Source organism: Kitasatospora sp. NPDC001683 (assembly GCF_053596495.1).
The window spans coordinates 95,402-118,423 of sequence record NZ_JBSFGK010000014.1; the positions used below are offsets into that span (position 1 = coordinate 95,402).

The 23,022-nt window shown below is 73.5% G+C and carries 21 protein-coding genes and 1 tRNA gene; 13 read left to right on the forward strand and 9 right to left on the reverse strand.

The window, feature by feature from the left end; all coding sequences use genetic code 11:
• The first annotated feature begins 281 nt into the window (after positions 1 to 281).
• Positions 282 to 1,151, forward strand: a complete 870-nt coding sequence (locus tag ACWCYO_RS10540; protein WP_449783967.1) for a phosphatase PAP2 family protein — start codon at positions 282 to 284, stop codon at positions 1,149 to 1,151.
• Between the two features lie 245 nt (positions 1,152 to 1,396).
• Here the strand turns inward: ACWCYO_RS10540 and ACWCYO_RS10545 are convergent.
• A tRNA-Arg gene (locus ACWCYO_RS10545) sits at positions 1,397 to 1,469 on the reverse strand.
• Positions 1,470 to 1,600: 131 nt separating this feature from the next.
• Positions 1,601 to 3,757, reverse strand: a complete 2,157-nt coding sequence (locus tag ACWCYO_RS10550; RefSeq protein WP_449783968.1) for a D-alanyl-D-alanine carboxypeptidase — start codon at positions 3,755 to 3,757, stop codon at positions 1,601 to 1,603.
• 514 nt (positions 3,758 to 4,271) lie between these two features.
• Between ACWCYO_RS10550 and ACWCYO_RS10555 the strand changes: the two genes are divergently transcribed.
• The 3 genes from ACWCYO_RS10555 (at position 4,272) to ACWCYO_RS10565 (ending at position 6,580) form a co-directional block, all read left to right on the forward strand.
• The gene (locus ACWCYO_RS10555) at positions 4,272 to 5,012 is read left to right on the forward strand and encodes a GOLPH3/VPS74 family protein (protein WP_449783969.1); all 741 of its coding nucleotides are present in this window, start codon (positions 4,272 to 4,274) and stop codon (positions 5,010 to 5,012) included.
• A gap of 498 nt (positions 5,013 to 5,510) precedes the next feature.
• The gene (locus ACWCYO_RS10560) at positions 5,511 to 6,374 is read left to right on the forward strand and encodes a helix-turn-helix domain-containing protein (protein ID WP_270144693.1); all 864 of its coding nucleotides are present in this window, start codon (positions 5,511 to 5,513) and stop codon (positions 6,372 to 6,374) included.
• Positions 6,371 to 6,580 (forward strand): DUF397 domain-containing protein, encoded by a 210-nt coding sequence (locus ACWCYO_RS10565; protein ID WP_270144694.1) that lies wholly within the window; start codon positions 6,371 to 6,373, stop codon positions 6,578 to 6,580. Before ACWCYO_RS10560 ends, ACWCYO_RS10565 begins: the two co-directional genes overlap by 4 nt.
• Before the next feature lie 181 nt (positions 6,581 to 6,761).
• On the opposite strand, the gene ACWCYO_RS10570 is transcribed toward ACWCYO_RS10565, so the two are convergent.
• Together ACWCYO_RS10570 and ACWCYO_RS10575 are read right to left on the reverse strand one after the other, a co-directional pair.
• The gene (locus tag ACWCYO_RS10570; RefSeq protein ID WP_270144696.1) at positions 6,762 to 7,877 is read right to left on the reverse strand and encodes an ADP-ribosylglycohydrolase family protein; all 1,116 of its coding nucleotides are present in this window, start codon (positions 7,875 to 7,877) and stop codon (positions 6,762 to 6,764) included.
• Positions 7,878 to 8,085: 208 nt separating this feature from the next.
• Positions 8,086 to 10,689, reverse strand: coding sequence for a bifunctional FO biosynthesis protein CofGH (locus ACWCYO_RS10575; RefSeq protein WP_449783970.1), 2,604 nt, complete (start codon positions 10,687 to 10,689; stop codon positions 8,086 to 8,088).
• 181 nt (positions 10,690 to 10,870) lie between these two features.
• Here ACWCYO_RS10575 and ACWCYO_RS10580 point away from each other — a divergent pair, with 181 nt between their 5' ends.
• The 3 genes from ACWCYO_RS10580 to ACWCYO_RS10590 are packed head-to-tail and all read left to right on the forward strand — an operon-like array spanning position 10,871 to position 14,096.
• Positions 10,871 to 12,142: a LolA family protein gene (locus ACWCYO_RS10580; protein WP_449783971.1), complete on the forward strand. Its 1,272-nt coding sequence runs from the start codon at positions 10,871 to 10,873 to the stop codon at positions 12,140 to 12,142.
• Between the two features lie 3 nt (positions 12,143 to 12,145).
• Complete coding sequence (locus ACWCYO_RS10585) at positions 12,146 to 13,234, forward strand: ABC transporter ATP-binding protein (RefSeq protein ID WP_449783972.1); 1,089 nt, start codon at positions 12,146 to 12,148, stop codon at positions 13,232 to 13,234.
• On the forward strand, positions 13,221 to 14,096 hold the full coding sequence (locus ACWCYO_RS10590) for an ABC transporter permease (protein WP_270144704.1): 876 nt from the start codon (positions 13,221 to 13,223) through the stop codon (positions 14,094 to 14,096). The genes ACWCYO_RS10585 and ACWCYO_RS10590 overlap by 14 nt, the downstream gene beginning before the upstream one ends.
• On the opposite strand, the gene rarD is transcribed toward ACWCYO_RS10590, so the two are convergent.
• Complete coding sequence (rarD, locus tag ACWCYO_RS10595; RefSeq protein ID WP_449783973.1) at positions 14,086 to 15,057, reverse strand: EamA family transporter RarD; 972 nt, start codon at positions 15,055 to 15,057, stop codon at positions 14,086 to 14,088. The two genes, ACWCYO_RS10590 and rarD, sit on opposite strands and share 11 nt — an antisense overlap.
• Before the next feature lie 193 nt (positions 15,058 to 15,250).
• Positions 15,251 to 16,117: an SDR family oxidoreductase gene (locus tag ACWCYO_RS10600; RefSeq protein WP_449783992.1), complete on the reverse strand. Its 867-nt coding sequence runs from the start codon at positions 16,115 to 16,117 to the stop codon at positions 15,251 to 15,253.
• A gap of 96 nt (positions 16,118 to 16,213) precedes the next feature.
• Here ACWCYO_RS10600 and ACWCYO_RS10605 point away from each other — a divergent pair, with 96 nt between their 5' ends.
• Positions 16,214 to 16,600 carry a winged helix-turn-helix transcriptional regulator gene (locus ACWCYO_RS10605; RefSeq protein ID WP_270144707.1) on the forward strand — a complete coding sequence of 129 codons (387 nt, stop codon included), beginning with the start codon at positions 16,214 to 16,216 and terminating at the stop codon, positions 16,598 to 16,600.
• Here ACWCYO_RS10605 and ACWCYO_RS10610 read toward each other — a convergent pair.
• Entirely contained in the window at positions 16,597 to 17,364 is a 768-nt protein-coding gene (locus ACWCYO_RS10610) for a TetR/AcrR family transcriptional regulator (protein WP_270144710.1), read from the reverse strand. The genes ACWCYO_RS10605 and ACWCYO_RS10610 overlap by 4 nt on opposite strands.
• A 70-nt stretch (positions 17,365 to 17,434) precedes the next feature.
• Here ACWCYO_RS10610 and ACWCYO_RS10615 point away from each other — a divergent pair, with 70 nt between their 5' ends.
• On the forward strand, positions 17,435 to 17,626 hold the full coding sequence (locus ACWCYO_RS10615; protein ID WP_449783974.1) for a DUF6011 domain-containing protein: 192 nt from the start codon (positions 17,435 to 17,437) through the stop codon (positions 17,624 to 17,626).
• Between the two features lie 16 nt (positions 17,627 to 17,642).
• On the opposite strand, the gene ACWCYO_RS10620 is transcribed toward ACWCYO_RS10615, so the two are convergent.
• A complete protein-coding gene (locus tag ACWCYO_RS10620; RefSeq protein ID WP_449783975.1) occupies positions 17,643 to 19,586 on the reverse strand; it encodes a tetratricopeptide repeat protein in 1,944 nt (647 codons plus the stop codon).
• 66 nt (positions 19,587 to 19,652) lie between these two features.
• Here ACWCYO_RS10620 and ACWCYO_RS10625 point away from each other — a divergent pair, with 66 nt between their 5' ends.
• Positions 19,653 to 19,901: a hypothetical protein gene (locus tag ACWCYO_RS10625; RefSeq protein ID WP_449783976.1), complete on the forward strand. Its 249-nt coding sequence runs from the start codon at positions 19,653 to 19,655 to the stop codon at positions 19,899 to 19,901.
• Positions 19,902 to 20,040: 139 nt separating this feature from the next.
• Positions 20,041 to 20,541: a hypothetical protein gene (locus ACWCYO_RS10630; protein ID WP_449783977.1), complete on the forward strand. Its 501-nt coding sequence runs from the start codon at positions 20,041 to 20,043 to the stop codon at positions 20,539 to 20,541.
• 6 nt (positions 20,542 to 20,547) lie between these two features.
• Here the strand turns inward: ACWCYO_RS10630 and ACWCYO_RS10635 are convergent, their stop codons facing one another.
• A complete protein-coding gene (locus ACWCYO_RS10635; protein ID WP_270144720.1) occupies positions 20,548 to 21,516 on the reverse strand; it encodes an SDR family NAD(P)-dependent oxidoreductase in 969 nt (322 codons plus the stop codon).
• A gap of 112 nt (positions 21,517 to 21,628) precedes the next feature.
• Here ACWCYO_RS10635 and ACWCYO_RS10640 point away from each other — a divergent pair, with 112 nt between their 5' ends.
• Positions 21,629 to 22,153, forward strand: a complete 525-nt coding sequence (locus tag ACWCYO_RS10640) for an AAA family ATPase (RefSeq protein ID WP_449783978.1) — start codon at positions 21,629 to 21,631, stop codon at positions 22,151 to 22,153.
• 149 nt (positions 22,154 to 22,302) lie between these two features.
• Positions 22,303 to 23,019, forward strand: coding sequence for a DsbA family oxidoreductase (locus ACWCYO_RS10645; RefSeq protein ID WP_449783979.1), 717 nt, complete (start codon positions 22,303 to 22,305; stop codon positions 23,017 to 23,019).
• Positions 23,020 to 23,022: the final 3 nt, after the last annotated feature.

Consider the following 23,022-nt stretch of genomic DNA (forward strand, 5'->3'; position numbering starts at 1 on the left):
CGAACATTCAGTGACCACTCGGACACTTCATGCGTTCGCCCGCGACCGCCCGTGGAGCATTTCTTCACCGACCGCACACGCGACCGTCGCCCATTCGTTGAACAGGCGGACGATCGCGGACGTTCCCGCGCCGCCCCTTTCCGAGCGCCTTTCCGTCCGCCTTTCCACCCACCTCTCCGGCCGCGCCCGCACCCGGCGTGCGCAGGTCCTCCGCACAAAAGATGCCAAATCGCTATCACCCCAGTTCGCGATCGACGCGGGGCGCTGGGAAGGTACCAGGCATGCACCTGACCAACAGCACGACTTCCGTCACCGTGCGTCATCGCCGCCTCCTTCGGGACGCGTCGCTCGCGCTGGGCTGCGCCGCGCTGTTCGGCCTCCTGGCGGCGTTGGTGATGGACCACTGGCACCCCCTGTACCAGTTCGACCAGGACTGGATCAGCGAACTCCACGACTACGCGCGGGAACACCGGATCTGGACCGCCGCGGTGCAGACCCTCTCCGACATCGGCGGCCCGGTCACCATGCGTGCACTCCTCGGCATCGCGGCCGCCTGGCTCTGGCTGATCGGCGCCCGGGTGCTGGCCGGTTGGGTGGCCGCCCAGGCCCTGGTCGGCTGGGGCGCTCAATGGGCGCTCAAGCTGGCCGTCGACCGGCAGCGGCCCGCCTTCTCCGACCCGGTCTCGCACGCCGACGGCCCGGCCTTCCCCTCCGGGCACGCGATGGCCTCGGCGATCACCTGCGCCGTCCTGGTCGGCCTGCTCTGGTACCGGGTGGACCGCCGCGGCCGCACCGCCGCCTGCGCGGTGGCCACCGCCACGGTGCTGACCATCGGCTGGACCCGGACCGCCCTGGGCGTGCACTGGCCCAGCGACGTGGTCGCGGGCTGGCTGGCCGCCGGCGTCGTCCTGGGCGCGGTGACCGCCGCGATCGAACTCTGGCGGCCGGGCGCACTGGCCCGTGACGTACGGCGGGTCAACTCGCGCACCAGGCCCCGGGTCCAGCGGGTCATCGTCCCGCCCGTCCGAGCGCCACGGACGGACGATCCGCTGGACGGCGCCGAGTTGGACGGCGCGCGGCTCAGCGGCGTCGGGTGGGACGAGCCGGGGCTGGACGGCCCCGCCGACCGCCCGGACGAGCCGGTCCGCTGACGCGGCCCGCCCTGTCCCGACCTGCCCCGAGCTGCCTCGACCACGACCGAACGCCCTTGCCGGCGCGGAACGCTGAGGCCCGTCCGGGTACGAGCGGACTCGTACCGAGGTTGCACAGCGAGCAACCCACCGGGTGGCACCGGCACCGGCACCGGCACCGGCACGGGAGGGTGCGAACGCGGGTGGGAATGCCGCAGGCCCTCCGTCCCGGGTGGGAGGAGGGCCTGTGAGCTGCGGTTCTGTTGTGCCCCAGACAGGAATCGAACCTGCGACACCGGCTTTAGGAGAGCCGTGCTCTATCCCCTGAGCTACTGAGGCGCGGCCGGTTGGTGACCAGGCCGTTCACAGCGTACCGGATCAGGGGTCGGCCGGGGGTGGCGGACCGGGGGAACGGCCGAGGGGGAGCCGGATGGGCCGGCTCCCCCTCGGGGGAGCCGGGGAGAAGCGGGTCAGAGGAGGCGCAGCAGGCGGGACTGGATGGACGGCGGGTTGAGGTCGGACTGGAGGGCCACCGGGACCGTCGTCCTGTTGTCGCCCGCGCCGACGGTCAGGTTGCCGACCTCCTTGCCCGCCTTCTCGGTGTGGTGGATCGCGGTCGGGTCAAGGGTGATGGTGCCGGTGACGCCCGGGAAGCCGGCCACCACGAGGTCCTTGGTCGCGACGACCGGGGCCTTGCCGCCGAGCCCGTCGTCCACGGTGCCGACGACTTCGCCCTTCTTCACCACGGTCTGGCCGGTGAGCCCGTTCTGCGCGGCCTGGATCTGCTTGCCGCTGACCTTGAGCACGGTGGGCAGGATGCCGTCGCCCGGGTTGGCCGAGGTGGCCTGCTGGCCCAGGGTGACGCCGAGGATCAGCCGCTTCACGCCGCCGATGTCCTTGTAGGCGGCCCACATCAGGCAGCCGCCGGCCGGGGTGCTGGAGCCGGTCTTGACCCCGATGACGCCGGTCTTCGGGTTGATCAGGTTGTTGGTGTTGGAGATCTTCACGTTGTTGAACGTGGTGTCCGGGGTGGAGACGATCTGCCGGAAGATGTCGTCCTTCATGACCTGCTCGGCCAGCTTCAGCTGGTCCTTCGCGGTGGACTTGGTGTCCGCGTTGAATCCCGCCGGGTCGGCGTAGATGGTGTTGGTCATGCCGAGCTTGGCCGCGGTGTCGTTCATCAGCTTGACGAACGCCTCCTCGGAGCCGGAGTGGAAGCGGGCGAGCAGCCGGGCCACGTTGTTGGCGGACGGCAGCATCAACAGTTCCAGCGCCTGGTACTCGGTGAGCTCCTGGTTCTCGACGAGCGTCACCCGGGACTCGTCGGCGTTGCCGGACTCCTGCGCGGCCTGCTTGTCGACCTTGATCGTCGGGCCGCTCTCGCCCTTCTTCAGCGGGTACTTCTGCAGGATCAGGTAGGCGTTCATCACCTTGGTGACGCTGGCGATCGAGGCCGGCGTCTCCTGGCCCGAGCTGCCGAGGCTGCCGACGCCGACCACCTCGGCGGCGGACTGGCCCTTGGCCGGCCAGGCGAGGTCGAGCTGGTCGCCGGAGAAGCTGAAGCTGCCCGCGGTGGTCATCCGCATCTTCGGGTCCGGCAGCGGGCGCAGCAGCTGGGCCACCACCACCGCGCCGAGCACCACGGCCAGGAACACCGTCCAGATGGTGATCCGCTTGAGCGCGCGCCGCAGCGGCGAGACCGGGCGGGCGTTGAGGGTGGCCAGCACCTCCATCGCCTCGGCCGTGGTCTCCGGCGAGGGCGAGGGCTGAGGCTGCGGAGCGGGCTGCGGCTGCGGAGCGGGCTGCGGCTGCGGCTGGGGAGCGGGTTGCCGGGAGGGCAGCGGCTCGGGCCGGGGCAACGGCTCGGGCCGGGGCAGCGGCGGGACGGGCGGCACCGGCCGCGGGTCCGGCTCGGGCAGCGGCGTCGGGGCGGGGCCGGGGCCCGGCGTCGGCTTCGGGGCGGGGCCGGGCAGCGGTGCGGGGCCCGGGGTCGGCTCGGGTTCGGGGAGGGGCCTGGGCTCCGGGTGCGGCTCGGGCCCCGGCTCCGGGACGGGGGTCGGCTCGGGCGCCGGGGTGGGCTCCGGGGGCTCGGGCACCGTCCCGGCGGTGGGGGCGGCGGCGCGCAGCGGCTTGAGCTTCTCCAGCTTCTCGGTCCGGTCCGACTGACCCGGTTCGTCCGCCTGCTGACCTGGCTGCCCGTTCTTGGTCAGTGCGACGGTTGCGGTGGTGGCTGCGGGAGAGTCGGTGCCGGCATCGGTGTCCGAGTCCGCGTCCGAGTCCGCGTCCGAGTCCGCGTCCGAGGGGGAGTCAGCTTCGGCGGGAGCGTCCTGCTCCGGCGAGTCGGCCTTCCCGGCGGCGTCGGCGTCGGTGTCGGCATCGGGCGTGTCGGCGTCGGCGCCGGCCTTCTCCGCCACCGCCGCAGTCGTCCGCATGGCGAGACGCGGGTCGGCGGCGGGCGGCCGCTCGGCAGCTCCCTTCGCCCCGTCAGCCTTCGACGCTTCCCCCTTCTCCCCCGCCGCATCCTCGGAACTGTCGTCGCCCGCAGGCTTCACCAGCTCCGCGGGCAGCCGCAGCGCAGTGGTCTTGTTGTCCACCGGCAGCCGCAGCATCGTCGTCCGGCTGTCCACATCCTGGACACGGAGCTGTACGGTCGAACCGCCCTCGGCGCCTGCCTTCGGCGCGTCGGCGGGTACCTCGGCCGTGGCGTCGGCCGACGTCTCCGCAGACGCATTCGCGGAACCGGCCCCGGCTGACGCCCCGGCAGCCGGCGTACCGGTCCGTTCGCGTTCGCGGTCCTGCTCCCGCTCGCCGTCCCTCAGCACCCTGTCGGGGGACTCGCCCACGTATCCCAGCCTCCTCAACGCCCGGCGGGGCACCGGTAGACCCGATTTCGGGAAGCCGACGCCCCGCCCCGTGTACCTGTACAGTCTCCGCCACCGACGGCCGATCCCGCCGCGCACACCCCGCCCGACCGGCGCTGATTGCCGTCGCACGGCCGCACCGCGGTCTGTTCGAGAGTCAGACGCCGGGCCCGAGGTCGCCGGTTCCGCGCCTTCACCGCAAGGTCACGATTCGGAGGCGTACTCGACAAGCCCGTGTGAGAGGCGTCACCCTGTCTCTCATCCACGCGGGGAGGCTTGGATGGGCAAGAGCCGCAGAACTGTTCCTGAGGAACTCTTGCTGCTCGCTTTGGACCCGACCACGGGTACCACGGCGCAGCCGCAGACCCTCGACCTCGGACTCGCCGGGGCGCAGCTCGTCGAGCTGTCCCTGGCCGGACGGATCGTACCGGAGGGCGACCGGATCGCCGTCGTGCTCGCACGGCCGACCGGCGACCCGACCCTCGACCACGCACTGGAGCTGCTGCGCCGACGCGGCAGTCCGGTCCGCGCGGCGCACTGGATCGGCGGGCCCCGGCTGGGGCTGCGGCAGACGTACCTGGCGCACCTGGAACGCTGCGGCATGGTCACGGCCGTGCCGGGGCAGGTGTGCGGGGTGCTGCCGACGACCCGGTACCAGGCGTCCGACGACTGCACCAACGCCGCGATCAAGCAGCGGCTGGACACCGCGATCCGCACCGGCGTACCGCCGGACCCGCGGACGGCCGCGCTCGCGGCCCTCGCCCACTCGGTGGGGCTGGGCAAGCACCTGTACCCGGGCAACGAGGGCCGGTCCTCACGGTCGCGGCTGCGCGACCTGATCCGGTACGACCCGCTGGGCGGGATGGTCGCGCACGCCGTGATGGACGTGCAGAACGGCCTGCCGGCACAGCAGAACCGTTCTTCCCAGGGTTCCGGGGCCGGTACCGGTCGCTCCGGCGCCCGCGCCGCGGGGCGGACCTCGGGCGGGCGGGTCGCCGCTCCGCGGGTCGCGGTCCGCTGATCCGGACCGCCGACGGCGTGCCCGGCAACGGCGACGGCGGCGCGGGCACCGAGCCCGGCAGCTCGCGCCGCACCGTTCACGCCCCTCGACGGCGCTGAACCACCTGCCGCACAACTCCGCACCACTGGTACCACCGGCACCGTCCCGGCACCACCGCACCATCCCGGCACCACCAGCAGCACCGAGGGGCGGTCGCCCCGCGACGCAAGTCGCCCGGCGACCGTCCCTCTGCCGTTCCCGGAGGCCAGTCGAGAGGCCCACCGCAGGCCCACCGCAACTACCGGTCAGAGTCACCGAGCCGCATTACCACCTGGGAGCTTCCGCTGTCTCACGGACGCGCTTTTCCGATGATCTGTTCTACTGCGCTGCTGTGATTCCCCGGCGCCGACCTGGCCCAAGGTGACATGCTGCTCCGAGTCAGGGGGGTTGGTCCCAATGTCCGAAGTGTTCCGAGGGCTGCCGTTCCAACGATCACCAGAGGTTCGGCCGGAGGTCGACGTGTCCGCGAACATCAATCCCACCGTGCGCCGCCGACGGCTCGGCTCGGAGCTGCGCAAGCTCCGCGAGGGCCTCGGGATGACGGCGGAGGAGGTGGCCGGCCGTCTGATGGTCTCCCAGTCGAAGATCAGCCGACTGGAGAACGGCCGCCGCAGCATCAGCCAGCGCGACGTGCGCGACCTCTGCGACGTCTACAACGTGGCCGACGAGCAGATGCGCAACAGCCTGATGGAGATGGCCAAGGAGTCCCGCCAGCGCGGCTGGTGGCACGACTTCAACGACATGCCGACTCCGTACAGCGTCTACATCGGCCTGGAGGCCGAGGCCTCCTCGATCCGCGCGTACGAGTCCTCGTTCGTCCCCGGTCTGCTGCAGACCGAGCAGTACGCGCAGGCGGTGGTCGAGGGCACCCAGCCGGACACCGACGCGAACGCGGTGCAGCGCCGGGTGCAGGTGCGGATGAAGCGCCAGGAGCGCATCCAGGGCGAGAACCAGCTCGGCAGCCTGTGGACCGTCATAGACGAGGCGGCGCTGCGCCGCGAGGTGGGCAGCCGCGAGATCATGGCCCGCCAGCTGCAGCAGATGCTGGAGCTGAGCCTGCGCCCGAACATCACCATCCAGGTGATCCCGTTCTCGCACGGCGCCCATCCCGGTATGACCGGGACATTCTCCCTGCTGGAGTTCCCGGAGTCAGCCGATTCCACGGTTGTCTACTTCGAAGGTGTGACGAGCGATCTCTACCTGGAGAAGGAGGCGGACGTGCGCCGCTATACCGGTCTCTACGACTACCTGAGAGCGGCCGCACTCGGTGTCGCGGAGAGCCGGTCGCTGATAGCCGACATCGAAAAGGGATACCACGAATGATCACCCCCGCCGAGCACGGAACCCGTTGGCGCAAGAGCAGTCACAGTGGAGGCCAGGGAGCCTGCGTGGAGATCGCCGGACCGGCCGCGGGAGCGGTCGCCGTACGGGACTCCAAGGACCCGGCGGGCCCGCAGCTGCGCTTCTCCACCGAGGCCTGGAACGCGTTCGCGGCGGCCGTCGCGGCGGGGGCCTTCGGCGAGGTCTGAGGCCTGAGGTCCGAGGCCTCAGATCTGACGTCCGAGGCCTGAGATCTGCGGTCTCTACAGCCTGAGGTCTGAGGCCTGCAGCCTGAACCGGATCCGTGCTCGGCCCAGTTGCCCGTAGCGGCATCCGTCGCCCGGAGCGGCGGTCGGCGCTACGGGCAACTGCCGTAGTGGGAGAGCCGGTTCAGTGTGCCACCGGATAGCGGGCGGCCCAGTCGGCGCCTTCCGGGGTGTGCCGGTCGTGGAGTTCGGTGCCGTGCATCAGCTCCAGCGCGAAGTCATCGGCGAGTTCGAGGATCGCGCCGCGCCCCTCCAGTCCGGCCACCAGACCCGGTGGCAGCGCCGTGTCGCCGTGCAGCACCCCGAGCAGGTTGCCGCAGATCGCGCCGGTGGAGTCGCTGTCCCCGGAGTGGTTGACGGCCAGCAGCAGCCCCGAGCGCACGTCGTGGGCGACCAGCGCGCAGTAGACCGCGATGGCCAGCGCCTCCTCGGCGACCCAGCCCTCCCCCAGCGCCTCGACCCGCTCGGCGGACGGCTCGCCCGCCCGCACCGCGTCCAGCGCGGCCCGCAGCGCGGCGGTGGTCTCCTCGTGCGCCTGCCGCTCGGAGAGCAGGGCCAGCGCCAGGTGGACGCCCTCCTCCAGGGTGCCGCCGCGCGCCACGGACTGGACGATCACCGCGAGCGCGCCCGCCGCGAGGTAGCCCGTGGGGTGGCCGTGGGTGAGCACCGAGCACTCCACCGCGAGTTGGAAGACCAGGCCCGGCTCCCAGGTGGTGAGCAGCCCGAACGGCGCCGCCCGCACCACCGTGCCGCTGGCCTTGGAGTGCGGGTTCTTGGGCCGTTCCAGGGTGCCGAGCCGCTCGCCGTCCGGCCCGGAGAGGCCGGTCAGGCAGCCCTGGCCGGGGGCGCGCTGGGCGTACAGCCACTCCTCGCGGCCGAGCCAGCCGAGGTCCGGGCGGCGCTCGTCCGGGCCCCAGTCGCGCTGGGTGGCGGCCCAGCGCAGGTAGGCCAGGTGCAGGTCGGTGGGCGGGTGCCAGCTGCCGGTGTCGCGCCGGATGTGGGCGCGGATCAGGCCGTCCACCGTGAACAGGCTGAGTTGGGTGTCGTCGGTGACGGCGCCGGTGCGGCCGTACGCGGGGACGTAGCCGGTGACGCCCTGCGGGCCGTGCTGGGCCCGGATCTTCTCCAGCGGCTCGAACTCGACGCCGGCGCCGAGCGCGTCACCGATGGCACCGCCGAGCAGGCAGCCGCGCACCCGGCTGCGGAAGTCCTGCTGCTGGGCGCGTGACCACAGTGGCATCACGACGGGGCGCCTTTCGTCGGGGTCGGGGCCGGTCCGCGCGACGCACGGCCGTGGCGCGCGCCCTGGCACTGTATTCGAAGGCGCGAGCGAAACGACGGCGTCCCTCGGACTTGGGTTCCCCGCCCCAGCCGGGGTCGCCACGACGGCCGCCGTCCCCGCCCCGGCCGCCGTCGAGGCGACGACGGTCGGGGTCCCGCGACCGGCCTCAGTCCAGGACGGGCAGCAGCTCGGGCAGGTGCCCGTCCGAGGCCAGGGCCGCCGCCCGGCGCTCGGCCGGGACCTCGCCGTAGAGGGTGGTGCGCTGGCGGTGCGGTCGGCCCGCGGCCTCGGCGATCGCCTGGAGGTCGCGCACCGACTTGTAGCTGCCGTACGCCGAGCCGGCCATCCGCGAGATGGTCTCCTCCATCAGCGTGCCGCCGAGGTCGTTGGCGCCCGAGCGGAGCATCTCGGCCGCGCCCTCCGCGCCCAGCTTGACCCAGCTGGTCTGGATGTTGGGGATGTGCGGGTGCAGCAGCAGCCGGGCCATGGCGACCACCGCGCGGTTGTCCCGGGCGGTCGGGCCGGGGCGGGCGATGCCGGCCAGGTAGACCGGGGCGTTGGTGTGGACGAACGGGAGGGTGACGAACTCGGTGAAACCACCCGTGCCGTTCTCAAGGGATCGCTGCTGGATCTCCGCGAGCAGCCGCAGGTGGCCGAGCCAGTGCGCGGGGGTGTCCACGTGCCCGTACATCATCGTGGACGAGGAGCGGATGCCCAGCTCGTGCGCGGTGGTGACCACCTCGACCCAGGTGGCGGCCGGCAGCTTGCCCTTGGTGAGCACCCAGCGGACCTCGTCGTCGAGGATCTCGGCGGCGGTGCCCGGGATGGTGTCCAGACCGGACTCCTTGGCCCGCTGCAGCCAGTCGCGGATCGAAAGGCCGGTCCTGGTCGCGCCGTTGACCACCTCCATCGGGGAGAAGGCGTGCACGTGGATGCCGGGGACGCGCTCCTTCACCGCCCGGGCGATGTCGAAGTAGGCGGTGCCGGGCAGGTCCGGGTGGATGCCGCCCTGCATGCACACCTCGGTGGCGCCCACCTCCCAGGCCTGGGCGGCCCGTTCGGCGACCTGCTCCAGGGAGAGGGTGTAGGCGTCGGCGTCGGTGCGGCGCTGGGCGAAGGCGCAGAAGCGGCAGCCGGTGTAGCAGACGTTGGTGAAGTTGATGTTCCGGGTGACGCAGTAGGTGACGTCGTCGCCGACCGCGTCGCGGCGGACGGCGTCGGCGATCCGGCACAGGGCGTCCAGGGCCGGGCCGTCCGCGTGGAACAGCGCCAGCGCCTGGTCGTCGGTGAGCCTGGTCGGGTCGTCGGCGGCCACCGCCAGGGCCTCCCGCAGGTCCCCGGCGAGGCGTTCGGGCGCGCCCTTGGCCAGCACCTGCTCGCGCAGCACCTCCCAGTCGCCGTACACGTCCTCGAAGTCCGCCCGGCGGTCGCCGGTGCGGCCCTCGGTGTCGATCGCGGTGTGCAGGTCGGTCCGGCCGTACGCCTCCGGCAGGTCCTCGGGCTCCTGCCAGGGGTGGCCCTGGACGGTGGCGTCCGGGTTCGCCAGGCCGGTGGCAGGGTCGGCCAGGGCGCGGACGTGCGGCAGCACCCGCGGATCCAGCCAGGGTTCGCCGCGCAGCACGTACTCGGGGTAGACGGCCAGGCGCTCGCGCAGTTCGAAGCCGGCCGCGGCGGACCGTTCGGCCAGCCGCTCGATCTGCGGCCAGGGACGCTCGGGGTTGACGTGGTCCGGGGTGAGCGGGGAGACGCCGCCCCAGTCGTCGATGCCGGCCGCGATCAGCCGCTCGTACTCGCCGTCCACCAGGTTCGGCGGCGCCTGGAGGCAGGCGGTGGGGCCCAGCAGGTGCCGCGCGACCGCCACCGTGGCGACCAGCTCGTCGAGTTCGGCGTCGGGCATGCCGCGCATCGCCGTGTCCGGCTTGGCGCGGAAGTTCTGCAGGATCAGCTCCTGGACGCCGTGGTAGGCCCGGGAGACCCTGCGCAGCGCGAACAGCGACTCGGCGCGCTCCTGGTGGGTCTCGCCGATGCCGATCAGCAGGCCGCTGGTGAACGGGACGGAGCTGCGGCCGGCGTCCTCCAGCACCCGCAGCCGGACGGCCGGTTCCTTGTCCGGGGAGCCGTGGTGCGGGCCGCCGGGCTCGCTCCACAGCCGGGTGGCGGTCGTCTCCAGCATCATGCCCATCGAGGCGGAGACCGGCTTGAGCCGCTGGAAGTCCGTCCAGCTCAGCACCCCGGGGTTGAGGTGCGGGAGCAGGCCGGTCTCCTCCAGGATGCGGATGGACATCGCCCGGACGTAGGCGATGGTGTCGTCGTAGCCGTGTGCGTCCAGCCACTCGCGGGCCTCGGGCCAGCGGTCCTCGGGCTTGTCGCCGAGCGTGATCAGGGCTTCCTTGCAGCCGAGTTCGGCCCCGCGCCGGGCCACCTCCAGCACCTCGTCCGGGGACATGAACATCCCGTGCCCGGCCCGGCGCAGCTTGCCGGGGACGGTGGCGAAGGTGCAGTAGTGGCACTTGTCGCGGCAGAGCCGGGTGAGCGGGATGAAGACGCTCTTGGAGTAGGTGATGACGCCGGGGCGGCCGGCCGCCTCCAGGCCGGCGTCGCGCACCCGGGCGGCACTGGCGCACAGGTCGCGCAGGTCCTCGCCGCTGGCCTGGAGCAGCACGGCGGCCTCGGTCAGGTCGAGGGCGACGCCGTCCCGGGCGCGGCGCAGAGCGCGCCGCATCGCGTTCGCGGTCGGGGGGTTGCTTGCGTCCGTGACGGTTCCGTCCATGGCGCGACCCTACGCCAGGGTGGTACCCGGGGAGGACCCGACCCTGAGGCCGTCTCAGGGTCGGCGTACCCATCAGGTTCACCTCGAAGTGCCCCTGCAGGGCGATGACGTGGCGGCGGTACCGGCCTCTAATGGAGGAGCAGGGCCAATCGCACGTGTACACGGAGGAGTTGAGTACGCCATGACCAATGAGACGGCGGTGGAGGACCAGTTGGACGGCGCGGTGCCGTACCGCTCTCGACGGCGCACCCTGGTGCGGGCCGGGGTGCCGGTGGCGGTGGCGGCGGTGATCGCCGCCGGGGTCGGGCTGGTGCCGGCGCTGGCCGCCGACTCGCCGCCGGACCTGCCGCAGCTGTCGGCCGAGCAGGTGGTGGCCAAGGCGCTCGGGTCCGACGCCCAGACCCTGTCCGGAACGGTCTCCGTCTCCACCGACCTCGGGGTGCCCAGCCAGCTGCTCGGCGCGGCGGCCGGCGGGCTCGGGGCGGCGGCCGGGCACGGCGGCGAGCAGGGTCAGGGCTCGGCGGACCCGCAGTCCAAGCTGCTCGGTCTGCTCGGCGGCGACCAGACGCTGCGGGTCGCGGTCGACGGCCCGGACCGTCAGCGGGTGGACCTGCTGGAGAACATGGCGGGCTACACCCTGGTCCGCAACGGCGACCAGAGCTGGGCCTGGGACAGCTCGACCAACACCGCGCTGCACATGACCGGGCGTCCGGCGGCCGAGCACGCCAAGGCCCCCAAGGCGCCGCTGACCGGGGTGCCGACCACCCCGCAGGAGGCCGCCAAGCGGTTCCTCACCGGCAGCGCCGGCACCACCTCCGTCACCGTGGCCGGGACGGCCAACGTGGCCGGGCAGAAGGCCTACCAGCTGAGCGTCAAGCCGACCCAGTCCGGCTCGACCGTCTCCGAGGTGCGGATCGCGGTGGCCGCCGACAACGGGGTGCCGCTCGCGGTGGTGGTGAAGTCCACCGACGGCTCCACCGTGCTGGACGTCCACTTCACCGACGTGTCCTTCGCCAAGCCGGCCGCCAAGACCTTCGACTTCACGGCGCCCAAGGGGGCCAAGGTGACGGAGAAGAAGGCGGACGAGGCGGCTGCCGGCCACGACGCCCAGGGCAAGCAGGGTGAGCAGGGCACGCAGGGCGACCGGGGCGCACAGGGCAAGGGCCACGACGGGGTGAACGTGATCGGCGAGGGCTGGACGGCGGTGATCTCCACCCAGCTGCCCAGCAGCGTCGAGGCGCCCGCCCAGGGCTCGCACGGCGACGGCAAGCAGGGCAAGCGCCACGGCCAGCCGATGAACCCGCAGGCGCTGGTGAAGTCGCTCGGCAAGCCGGTCGGCGGCGGCACCCTGATCAGCACCAAGGTCGTCAACGTCCTGCTCACCGACGACGGCCGGGTCTTCGCCGGCGCGGTGACCCTGCCGGTCCTCCAGCACGCCGCCGGGGTGAACTGACGGATGACCGAGACTCCCGTAACGGGGGACGTTACGGAGTCGGCCGGGGGCCCGGGCGCCGTGTCGCGCCCGGCCCCCGTTCCTTCCGCTCCTTCCGTCTCCCCGGCTTCCCGTGCCTCCGGTGCCTCCAGTACGTCCGGTACCTCCGGGTCCGATGACGTGATCAGGACCCGCGGCCTGACCAAGCGCTTCCGCGGCGGTCAGCTCGCCGTCGACGGCCTGGACCTGACCGTGCCGCGCGGCTCGGTCTTCGGCTTCCTGGGCCCCAACGGCTCGGGCAAGACCACCACCATCCGGATGCTGATGGGCCTGATCGCCCCCACCTCCGGCGCGGCCACCGTGCTCGGCGAGCCCATGCCGCAGTCCGTCGCCACCGTGCTGCCCCGGGTGGGCGCACTGATCGAGGGCCCGGCGCTGTACGGCTTCCTGTCCGGCCGGGACAACCTGGTCCGCTTCGACGCCGCCGACCCGACCGCCGACCCGCGCACCCGCCGGCAGCGGGTCGAGGCCGCGCTGGAGCGGGTCGGCCTGAGCGCCGCCGCGGGCAAGAAGGCCCGCGCCTACTCGCTGGGCATGAAGCAGCGCCTGGGCCTGGCGTCCGCGCTGCTGCAGCCGCGCGAGCTGCTGGTGCTGGACGAGCCGACCAACGGGCTGGACCCGCAGGGCATGCGGGAGATCCGGGCGCTGGTCCGGGAGGTCGCGGCGGAGGGCACCACGGTCTTCCTCTCCTCGCACCTGCTGGACGAGATCGAGCAGGTCTGCACCCACGCGGCGGTGATGTCCCGGGGCCGGCTGGTGGTGCAGGGCACCGTCGCCGAGCTGGCCGCCCGGGCGCAGGGCCGGCTGGTGGTCCGCACCCCGGACGTGGCGCAGGCCGCCGAGGTGCTGGCGGCCCACCAGGTGGGCGCGCTGGTGCCCGGTGAGGGCCGGGTGGACGGCGAGCTGGGCGCGAGCGGCGACGAGGCGCTGCCCAAGCTGTGCGCGGCGCTGGTCGAGGCCGGGGTCCGGGTGCACGGGTTCGGGCTGGAGCGGGGCACGTTGGAGGACGCCTTCGTGGCGCTGACCGGGGAGGGCTTCGATGTCGCAGGCTGAGACGGTGCTCGCGACTGGCCGTCGGCCGCAGACCGCGTCCGGCTTCCTGGCGCTGTTCCGCAACGAGCTGCACCTGACCTTCCGCCGGATGCGCACCAAGGTGCTGCTGGGCATCCTGGCGGCGCTGCCGATCCTGATCGGGGTGATCGTCAAGCTCAACACGGACAGTCCGCGCGGCGGTGGCGGCGGGGCGCCGAGCTTCATCGCGCAGACCACCCAGAACGGCCTGTTCCTGGTGTTCACCGCGCTGGCGGTGGCCCTGCCCGTCTTCCTGCCGATGACGGTCGGCGTGGTCGCCGGGGACTCGGTGGCGGGCGAGGCGGCCACCGGGACGCTGCGCTACCTGCTGGTCGCCCCGGCCGGGCGGACCAGGCTGCTGGCGGCCAAGTTCACCGCCGGGCTGGTGTTCTGCCTGGCCGCGACCGCCGCGGTCGCGGTGACGGCGCTCGCGACCGGCGCCACCCTGTTCCCGCTCGGTGAGGTCACGCTGATCTCCGGGGACACCATCGGCTTCGCCGACGCGCTGCTGCGGGCGGTGCTGGTGGCCGGGGTGGTCGCGGTCTCGCTGGCCGGGCTGGTGGCGATCGGGCTGTTCGTCTCCACCCTCACCGGCAGCGGCATCGCGGCGATGGCCGCGACCGTCGGGCTGGTGATCACGGTGCAGATCCTGGACGCCTTCCCGCAGCTGGACGCCGTCCGGCCGTTCCTGTTCACCCACTACTGGATGAGCTTCTCGGACCTGCTGCGCGAGCCGATGTACTGGGACGGCGTGTGGAAGGACCTCGGGCTGCAGGCCGCCTACGTCGCGGTGTTCGGCTCGGCGGCCTGGGCCCGGTTCACCAGCCGCGACATCAGCGCGTGACGGTCTCCCGCTGTGCCGGGGCGGGCTGCGGCACGGCCGCGGCCCGCCCGGCGCGGTCGGCCCGCACCTGGCGCAGGGCGTCCCAGGTGAGCACCGCGAGCGCGGCCCACACCAGGGCGAAGCCGGCCCAGCGCGCCGGCGGCATCGACTCGTGGAACACCGCGACGCCGATCAGGAACTGGAACACCGGCGCCAGGTACTGCAGCAGGCCCATCACCGTCAGCGGCACCCGGACGGCGGCGGCGCCGAAGAACAGCAGCGGGATCGCGGTGATCACCCCGCTGAGCATCAGCAGCCCGGAGTGCCCCCAGCCGTACGAGCCGGCCACCGTGTGCCCGAAGGTGCCGCGTCCGCTGACCTCCAGGTAGACCAGGTAGCCGAGGGCGAAGGGGAACATGAAGGCGCTCTCGGCGGCCAGGCTCTCCAGCCCGCTCAGCCCGACCTGCTTCTTCAGCAGGCCGTAGGTGGCGAAGGAGAGCGCCAGGGTGAGCGCGATCCAGGGCAGCTGCCCGTAGGCGGCGGTCAGCACCGCGACGGCGGCGGCGCCGATGCCGACTGCCGTCCACTGCGGGCCGCGCAGCTTCTCCTTGAGCACCAGGACGCCGAAGGCGATGGTGACCAGCGGGTTGATGAAGTAGCCGAGGCTGGTCTCGACCACGTGGCCGGTGTTGACGGCCCAGATGTAGACGCCCCAGTTGACCGAGATCACCGTGGCCGCGCCGGCCAGCATGGCGAGCCGGCGGGGCTGGCGCAGCAGCGGGCGTATCCAGCTCCAGTGCCGCTGGGCGACCAGCATCAGCACCACCGCGACCAGGGACCAGACCATCCGGTTGGCCAGGATGTCGTCGGCGGCGCCGGGTTCCAGCAGCGGCCAGAACAGGGGGAACAGCCCCCAGATCCCGTAGGCCGCCATCCCGTACCAGAGGCCTCGGCCGCTGTCCCGCTGGTTCGTCTGTGGCATGGCCGAGTGCCCTCCCGCGCGCGTGTCGTCCTGGCGACGGTAGCGGGCGGGAGGGCAGGCTGTCATCTCCGTTTCCGGATTTTGGTCATGACATTGTTTGAATGCTGGACATGTCCGGTCTTTCCGGCATTGCTTCCGATGGTGTTTCCGCTGGTGGGACGGTTGCCTTGGGCACCTGCTCCACGCGCCCGGTTCACGCGCCCAGCGCGCTACGGACCGACTCGGCCAGCGGGACGGTCGGGCGGCCGATCAGCCGGGCCAGGTCACCCGGAGTGCCGGCCAGCTCGCCGCGCGCGATGCCCGCGTCCACGTCGACCAGGGCCTCGGCGAAGCCCTGCGGCAGGCCCGCGCCGACCAGGACGTCCAGGTGCTCGGCCGGGGTGACGTCGCGGTGCACGACCGGCTCGCCGGAGGCCTTCGCCAGTTCGGCGGCCAGCTCGGGCAGGCTCCACGCGACATCGCCACTCAGCTCGTAGGCCCGGTTCTGCTCGTTCCCGTCGTTCCCGTCGTTCCCGTCGAGCAGGACGGCGACCGCCGCGTCCGCGTAGTCCCGGCGCGGGGCGGTGGCCACCCGGCCGTCCCCGGCACTGCCGAGCACCACGCCGCGCGCCACCGTGCCGGCCGCGTCACCGAGGTAGTTCTCGGTGTACCAGCCGTTGCGCAGGAAGGCGTACGGGAGGCCGGAGGCGAGGATCAGCTCCTCCGTCGCCCTGTGCTCGTCGGCCAGCCGGAAGGTCGCCGCCCCCAGGATGCTGGTGTAGGCGAGCAGGGCGACCCCGGCCGCCCGGGCGGCCTCGACCACGGCCCGGTGCTGGGGGACGCGGCGGCCGACCTCGCTGCCCGAGATCAGCAGCACCCGGTCACCGGCCGCGAAGGCGCCGTCCAGGGTCTGCGGCCGGTCGTAGTCGACCACCCGGACGTCGACCCCGCGCGCGGCCAGGTCGGCCGCCTTCTCGGCGGAGCGGACGGCGACCGCCACCTCACTCGCGGGGACCTCGGCCAGCAGGCCTTCGACGACGAGGCGGCCGAGCTGGCCGGTGGCTCCGGTGACGACGTACATGGGGTGCTCCTGCTCCTGGATGGTTCTGACCTCGAAACTCACCCTAGGAATGGCACTAACCTTTCGGAAGTACGCACTTCAAAGTAGGGTACTGGTATGGAGGTAAGCGAAGTGCACACGAGCGAGCTCCCGCCGGCGAACGTCTTCGACCGGATGTGCCCGTCCCGGGGCGTGCTGGAGCACGTCACCAGCCGGTGGGGCGTGCTCGTCCTCGGTGCGCTGCGCGAGCGCGGCCACCGGTTCAGCGAGCTGCGGCGACGGGTGTCGGGGGTCAGCGAGAAGATGCTCGCCCAGACCCTGCAGACGCTGGAGCGGGACGGCTTCGTGCTGCGCGAGGCGCACCCGGTGATCCCGCCCAGGGTCGACTACAGCCTCACCCCGCTCGGGCGGGAGGCGGCCGAGCTGGTCGCGACGCTCGCGCACTGGTCCGAGCAGCGGGTGGCCTCGGTGCTCGCGGCCCGCGAGGAGTACGACGCGCGTTAGCCCTCTCCGATCAGCGCTTCGAGCCCGTCCAGGACGCGGGCCAGGCCGAAGGCGTACGCGTGGTCCGGGCTGTACGCGCCGCCGTGCGCCTGGCCGGCGGCGGCGCCGACCCGGGCCGCGACCGGGTAGCGCTCGGGGTCGAAGACCCGGGCCAGCAGGTCCGCGTTGGCCTGCCACCACTGGGCGTCGGTCAGCGCGCTGTCCTGCTCGGCGGCCCGCTCGTCGGCGGCCATCCGGGCACAGGTCTGGACGAAGCCCAGCAGGTGGGTCAGCGCGGCGTCCAGCTCGACGTCGGGCAGGCCGGTGCCCTCCAGGGCGCGCAGCTCGTACTCGTACTTGGCCATCAGGCCGGGGCCGAGCGGCGGGCGGCTGGTGGACACGGCGGCGACCCACGGGTGGGCGCGGAACAGCGCCCGGTTGTCGTCGGCGACGGCGGTGACCCGGGCCCGCCAGGTCTCCTCGGCCGGGGCGCTGCGGGGCATGGTGGCGTAGACGGTGTCCAGCATCAGGTCGAGCAGCTCGGCCTTGCCGGGCACGTAGGTGTAGAGCGCCATCGGGGACAGCCCGAGCTCCTGGGCGACCCGTCGCATGGTGACGGCGTCCACGCCCTCGGCGTCGGCCAGGGCGATCGCGGCGGCGGCGATCTCGCCGGTCGAGCGGGCCTGCTTCGGGCCGCGCCGGCCGGGCTTCTCCTCGGCGGTCAGCCCCCAGAGCAGGGCGAGGGTGCGCGCCGGGTCTCCGGCGCTGCTGCGGTCCGTGGCCATGCGCAGGATCCTTTCACGCGGCCCTTTCGCGGGATCCTTTCACGGGCGCGGGGCCGCTACCGTCTCCCCCATGACCAGCACTGAGCCACTGCCCGGTACGGACACCACCCAGACCCTCCGCCCCCGGGTCACCTGCCGGCGCTGCCACCGGCCGCTGCACGACCCGGAGTCGCGGATGCTGCGGCTGGGGCCGGAGTGCCGCGATCCGGCGGAGCGGGTCGCGCGGTTCGACGTGGACCAGGAGGCGCTGCCGGGGGTGTAAGTCCGGGGCTTCTGGCCTATGAGCGGCCGAAGAGGCGGCGGATCAGACCGGGGCGGGGGCGTTCCGGCCCTGGCTCGGGTGCGTCGGGCTCGGCCCCTTCAGCTGCCTCCTCTGCCTCCTCCGGGGTCTGCGCGTCGTCGGCGTCGTCGGCGTCCTGGGCGTCCGCCTCGTCCAGCAGGTGCCGGGCGAGCTCGCGGTCGTCCGGCTCCGTCCACGGCGCGGCGAGCACCAGGGCGCAGTACGAGCGGAGGATCGTCACCACCCGGCTGCGGCTCGCCCGGGCGCTGTAGTGCAGCCGTTGCCGCAGCAGTTCGGCGACGTCGGCGCGGGCGGTGGGGTGCGTCCAGCCGATCGCGACCAGGGCGAAGCCGGCCGCCTCGACCACCCAGTCCTCCGGCCCGAGCAGCAGGTCGCGCAGCACCCGGCGGCGCTCGGAACCCTCCCACGGCTGGTCGGTGCGGTGGTGGGCGATGCCGAGGCAGGCGAAGGCCTGGACGGCGCGCACCCACAGCTCGGGCTGGTGGGCGAGCATGGCCCGGCCGAGGTCGTCCTCGCGGGGCAGCGGCGGGTGGACGAGCACGCCGAGCAGTTCGTCCAGCGGCAGTCCGGCGAGCCGGACGGCGTGGTCGTAGGCGGCCGGGATGGTCGGCCAGACGATCTCGGCGGTGGCGCGGACGAGTTCGGCGCTCGAGGGCGCGGGCGCGGCGACGGCCGGGCGCGGGTCGGTGCCGTCCCAGGACCAGATCCGGGTGGTGGGCTCGGTCAGCGGCAGCCGGGGGTCGGGCTCGCCGACGGACCGGTAGGACACCGTGGCGCGCGGCAGCGCGAGGTGGACGACCAGGACCGAGCTGGGCGGCTCGACGGCGGAGGCGGTGCAGTCGATCTCGGTGTCGCGGCTGGTGCCGTCCGAACCGAGCACCTGGTGCAGGACGTTGACGGTCGCCTCGGTGGCGCCGACGACCATGCCGAGCCAGGGCTCGCGGTGGCTGAGCCGCTCCAGCAGGTCCTGGGCGTACTCGTGGTCGGGGTGCTCGCGGTGGTGGTCGGCGAGGGCGAGCAGGTGGGCGGCGTCGCCGTCGACGGCGTGGCGCAGCCCGTGCAGGGCCGGGGCGGCCTTGGGGTGGTCGGGCTCGGTGGCGAGGACGCGCTCCAGCCAGGGCAGGCCCTCGGCGGGGCGGCCGAGGGAGCCGTACAGCTCGGCGACGTCCACGGCGAGGTAGCTGCTGGAGTCGCCCTCGCCCGGCGCGACCCGGGCCAGTTCGGCCTCCCAGACGGCGAGCGCCGCCTCGGGGCGGCCGTCGGCGCGCAGGGCGTTGCCGAGCATCACGGAGGGCAGGTAGCCGGGGGCCAGGCGGTGGGCCCGCTCGGCGAGTTCGACGGCCCGGGCGGTGGCGCCGAAGCGGCGGGTCAGGCCGGAGGCCATCGCCAGCAGCAGCGGGTGCTCGGGGTGGCGGGCCGCCACGGCCCGCACGAAACGCTCGAAGGGCCTTACCGTGTCCGCCAGTTCGGCGGGCAGCGGGTCGGGCAGCGTACCGGCGGCGCGGGCCACCGCCTGGGCGACGGCGTCCGGGTCGACCAGGGCGGGCAGGTCCTCGCGGGCGAGCCAGGCGGTGTGCGCCCAGGGGCGGGCCGGCTCGTACTGGATCGCCGAGGCGAGCAGGCTGACGGCGGTGTCCCAGTCCCCGGCGGCGGCCTCCACGTGGGCGCGGCAGACGACGGTTCCCAGGTAGACCTCGCCGTCCAGCGGGAACAGTTCGCGCGCCGCGGCGGGGCCGCCGACGGCGGCGCACAACTCGGCCAGCGCCTCGTGCAGTTCGGGCAGCTGGGGGTCGGCGAGGATCGCGTCGGAGAGGTGGTCGGCGGCGTGGGCGAGGTCCCCGGAGTCGAGCGCCAGCCGGGCGACGGCCACCTCGCCCTCGGCTGCCAGCCGGTCATCGCCCTCGTCGTCGGTGTGCGCCATGCCCTGTCCCCCGGTCCACTCTCGGCTCGTGCGCGGACGAGGCTATCCGGTGCGTACGGCTGGCGGATGATCACCCCGGCCGTCGCCCGGAAGACCACCCTCTGGTTCCGGGACAGCCAGAAGGGCGCCGGGGCGATGACCCCGCACGACGCCGTCGTCAACGACAAGGGCTTCGGCGGGACCATCCGCAGCATCAACGGCGACCTCGAGCGCAACGGCCGGAACCCGGACGAGCGCAACGGCCGGATCAACCTGTTCAAGAGGTTCCTCTGCGTGCTGGGCACGAATGTGGGCGGTGGCGACATCTCCTGCTGAGCCCGGCCTGCGTGGCCCTCGTGAGCAGGAAGTCGACCTGGCCGACTTCCTGCTCCACGTGTCCGCCGATCGGGTGAGCAGTGTCAGTGGCGTCTGATCCACTGCACCCAGGATCCGAGACGAGGAGGTGGCTGCCGGGATGGGTGTGCTGACCGACTACTTCCGGGCGCCCGATGCGGCGGCCGTCGTGCGGGCGCTGGAGCTGACCGAAGGCTCGCTGCCCGCGTTCGGCGAGGTCTCCGACGAGGCCTTCGACGGCGTCATGGCCAAGCACGTCGATCCATGCGTCGTGCTGGGGCAGCTCGTCGCGGCGATCCGGGCGGAGCCGTGGCGGGTCGACCTGGTGGCGCAGACGCCGGTCTGGCCGACCACACCGCAGCCCGGCCCTGACGGCCCCTGGGACGAGGACGAACCGTGGTCGACCGGCCCCTGGGTGACCGAGCTCGGTGACGCCACCCGGGACGCGCTCGCCGAGGTGGGCGACGACCGGATACCGGCGGCCGTGGCGCGGTGGGCCGAGGCCGAGGAGTGGCACGGCGCCGATCCGGCGGATCTGCTGCCGCTGGCCGAGGGGTTGATCGCCCTCGCCCGCCGGGCGCGCGCGGCGGGCGAGCGGCTGTACTGCTGGATCTGCCTCTAGCGGTGCTCAGCCGGTGATCGGGGTGGCGCCGGTCGCGGCGAGGGACAGTTCCCAGAGGCGGGCCGCCGCGTCGGGGTCGAGGGCGTACGGGCGGACGCCGCCGTCGTCCATCGGGTCGCCGGGGGCGGCGACGCGGGCGACCTCGCAGTCCTCCAGGTAGAGCCCGCCGCGGCCGGCGAGCAGCGGGGAGGTGGCAGCCCACAGGCCGGTGGCGGCGCCCTGGGAAGCGGACTTGAAGCCCGCGCCGACGACCGCGCCGTGCTCGTCCACCCAGCCGCGGTCGATCTGCTCCCGGAGCGTCATCTCCCTCTGGAGGCCGGTGATGATCCTGCCCGGGTGGAGCGCGAAGGCCCGCACGCCGTCCGCCCGGCCGAGCGCGTCGAGGTGGGCGGCGAACAGGACGTTGGCGGTCTTGGACTGGCCGTACGCGAGCCACTTGTCGTACCCGGTGCGGAAGTGCGGGTCCTGCCAACGGATGTCGGTGAGGGCGTGCCCGGCGGAGCTGTTGACGACCACCCGGGCCCCGCACGCCGCGAGCAGCGGGTAGAGCTCGCAGGCGAGGAGGAAGTGCCCGAGGTGGTTGGCGGCGAACTGCCCCTCCCAGCCCGGGCCGACGCGCCGTTCCGGGGTGGCCATCACGCCCGCGACGGCGAACAGGAGGTCGATCCGATCGGTGGCTCCGGCGATCCGCGCGGCGGCGGCGCGCACGCTGTCGAGGTCGGCGAGGTCCATCGGGACGACCTCGCAGCCGTCCAGGTGCCGCAGCGCGGCGCGGGCGACGTCCGGTCGGCGGGCCGGGACGATCACCCGGGCACCGGCCGCCCCCAGGGCCCGGACGGTCTCCAGGCCGAGGCCGGAGTAGCCTCCGGTCACCACGGCGGTCCGGCCGGAGAGGTCGAGGCCGGCCGTGACGTCCTCGGCGGTGCTGGCGGCGGAGAAGGGCGAGCCGAGCGGCTGCTGGTCGTTGGTGGTCATGGCGAGGACGGTAGGAGCTGGACCGCGGTCTAGCGCAAGGCCCGGGAGGGGCCAGCGGGGACACCGGCAAAACCGTTCGCCCCGGGCGTGCCGCGGCTGCCACCATCCGAGCGTGACGACACTGTTCCTGTTGGTCGGCCTACCCGGCGCCGGCAAGACCACGAAGGCCCGCCGGCTCGCCGAGGAACACCGGGCGATCCGGCTGAGCCCGGACGAGTGGATGCTCCCGCTGTTCGGCCTGGCCGAGGCCGAGGGCAAGCGGGACGTCATCGAGGGGCGCCTGCTCTCACTCGGCCTGCAGGCCCTGCGCGCGGGCACCGACGTCGTCGTCGACTTCGGCTGCTGGGGCCGGGACGAACGCTCCGCGATCCGCTGGCTGGCGGCATCGGCCGGAGCGTCCTGCCGCCTCCTCTACCTCCCGGTCGACCTGGACACCCAGCGCGCCCGCATCGCACAGCGCTGGGCCGCCGCCCCGGACGAGACCTTCCCGATGACCGAGGCGGACATCCTCGACGGCCGCACCCACTTCGAGGAGCCCGACGCCGCCGAACTGGCCGGCCACCACCTCGACGCAGCCCCTCCCGCCTGGCCCGACTGGCACGCCTGGGCCGCCGACCGCTGGCCGTCCTTCACCTGACGGCCGCCGCGCGGAGCAGGAAGCGGGAACAGCCGGTCGCCGGCTCTCGAGCCTGAACATTTCAGGACAAGAAATATTCAGGCGGACGGCGGCGTTCCGGAAGGTGTCGGCGCGGAAGGACCGCGCGAGGCTGGAAGGAGTGCGGCGCCGTGCGCGTGGAGATCTGGAGTGACATCAACTGCCCGTGGTGCTACATCGGCAAGGCCCGGTTCGAACAGGGCCTGGCCGCGTTCCCGCACCGCGAGGAGGTGGAGGTCGTCCACCGCTCCTTCGAGCTGGACCCGCACGCGCCGCGCGCGGCCCGTCCGGTGATTCCGCTGCTCGCTGCGAAGTACGGGATGAGCCTGGAGCAGGCCGAGGCGGCCGAGGCCCGGATCGCCGAGAACGCCCGGGGCGAGGGGCTGCCGTACCTGGACGGCGGGCGCGACGCGGCGAACTCCTTCGACATGCACCGCTTGCTGCACTTCGCCAAGGCGCGGGGGCGGCAGGCCGGGCTGCTGGACGCGCTGTACCGGGCCAACTTCGCCGAGGAACGCTCCGCCTTCGAGCCCGGGCGGCTGCTGGAGCTCGCCGTCGAGGCCGGGCTGGACGGCGAGGCGGCGGCCGCCGTGCTGGCCGATCCGGAGGCGTACGCCGACGCCGTGCGCGAGGACGAGGCGACGGCGAGCGCCATGGGGGCGACGGGCGTGCCGTTCTTCGTCCTCGACCGGCGGCTCGGGGTGTCCGGCGCCCAGCCCGCCGAGACCTTCACCCGGGCGCTGCAGCAGGCCTGGGAGAGCCGGGTGCCTTCGCCGCTGATCCCGGTCGGCGCGCCTGGCGACGCGGAGGCCTGCGGGCCGGACGGCTGCGCGCTGCCGCAGCGCTAGGCA

Bases quoted from the DNA above. Each gene is read 5' to 3' on its own strand.
- ACWCYO_RS10580 (WP_449783971.1), top strand. From the start codon at position 10,871: ATGACCAATGAGACGGCGGTGGAGGACCAGTTGGACGGCGCGGTGCCG.
- ACWCYO_RS10625 (WP_449783976.1), top strand. From the start codon at position 19,653: ATGATCACCCCGGCCGTCGCCCGGAAGACCACCCTCTGGTTCCGGGAC.
- ACWCYO_RS10555 (WP_449783969.1), top strand. From the start codon at position 4,272: ATGGGCAAGAGCCGCAGAACTGTTCCTGAGGAACTCTTGCTGCTCGCT.
- ACWCYO_RS10590 (WP_270144704.1), top strand. From the start codon at position 13,221: ATGTCGCAGGCTGAGACGGTGCTCGCGACTGGCCGTCGGCCGCAGACC.
- ACWCYO_RS10585 (WP_449783972.1), top strand. From the start codon at position 12,146: ATGACCGAGACTCCCGTAACGGGGGACGTTACGGAGTCGGCCGGGGGC.
- ACWCYO_RS10630 (WP_449783977.1), top strand. From the start codon at position 20,041: ATGGGTGTGCTGACCGACTACTTCCGGGCGCCCGATGCGGCGGCCGTC.
- ACWCYO_RS10620 (WP_449783975.1), bottom strand. From the start codon at position 19,586: ATGGCGCACACCGACGACGAGGGCGATGACCGGCTGGCAGCCGAGGGC.
- ACWCYO_RS10570 (WP_270144696.1), bottom strand. From the start codon at position 7,877: ATGCCACTGTGGTCACGCGCCCAGCAGCAGGACTTCCGCAGCCGGGTG.
- ACWCYO_RS10565 (WP_270144694.1), top strand. From the start codon at position 6,371: ATGATCACCCCCGCCGAGCACGGAACCCGTTGGCGCAAGAGCAGTCAC.
- ACWCYO_RS10575 (WP_449783970.1), bottom strand. From the start codon at position 10,689: ATGGACGGAACCGTCACGGACGCAAGCAACCCCCCGACCGCGAACGCG.
- ACWCYO_RS10635 (WP_270144720.1), bottom strand. From the start codon at position 21,516: ATGACCACCAACGACCAGCAGCCGCTCGGCTCGCCCTTCTCCGCCGCC.
- ACWCYO_RS10540 (WP_449783967.1), top strand. From the start codon at position 282: ATGCACCTGACCAACAGCACGACTTCCGTCACCGTGCGTCATCGCCGC.
- ACWCYO_RS10610 (WP_270144710.1), bottom strand. From the start codon at position 17,364: ATGGCCACGGACCGCAGCAGCGCCGGAGACCCGGCGCGCACCCTCGCC.
- ACWCYO_RS10605 (WP_270144707.1), top strand. From the start codon at position 16,214: ATGGAGGTAAGCGAAGTGCACACGAGCGAGCTCCCGCCGGCGAACGTC.
- rarD (WP_449783973.1), bottom strand. From the start codon at position 15,057: ATGCCACAGACGAACCAGCGGGACAGCGGCCGAGGCCTCTGGTACGGG.
- ACWCYO_RS10615 (WP_449783974.1), top strand. From the start codon at position 17,435: ATGACCAGCACTGAGCCACTGCCCGGTACGGACACCACCCAGACCCTC.
- ACWCYO_RS10600 (WP_449783992.1), bottom strand. From the start codon at position 16,117: ATGTACGTCGTCACCGGAGCCACCGGCCAGCTCGGCCGCCTCGTCGTC.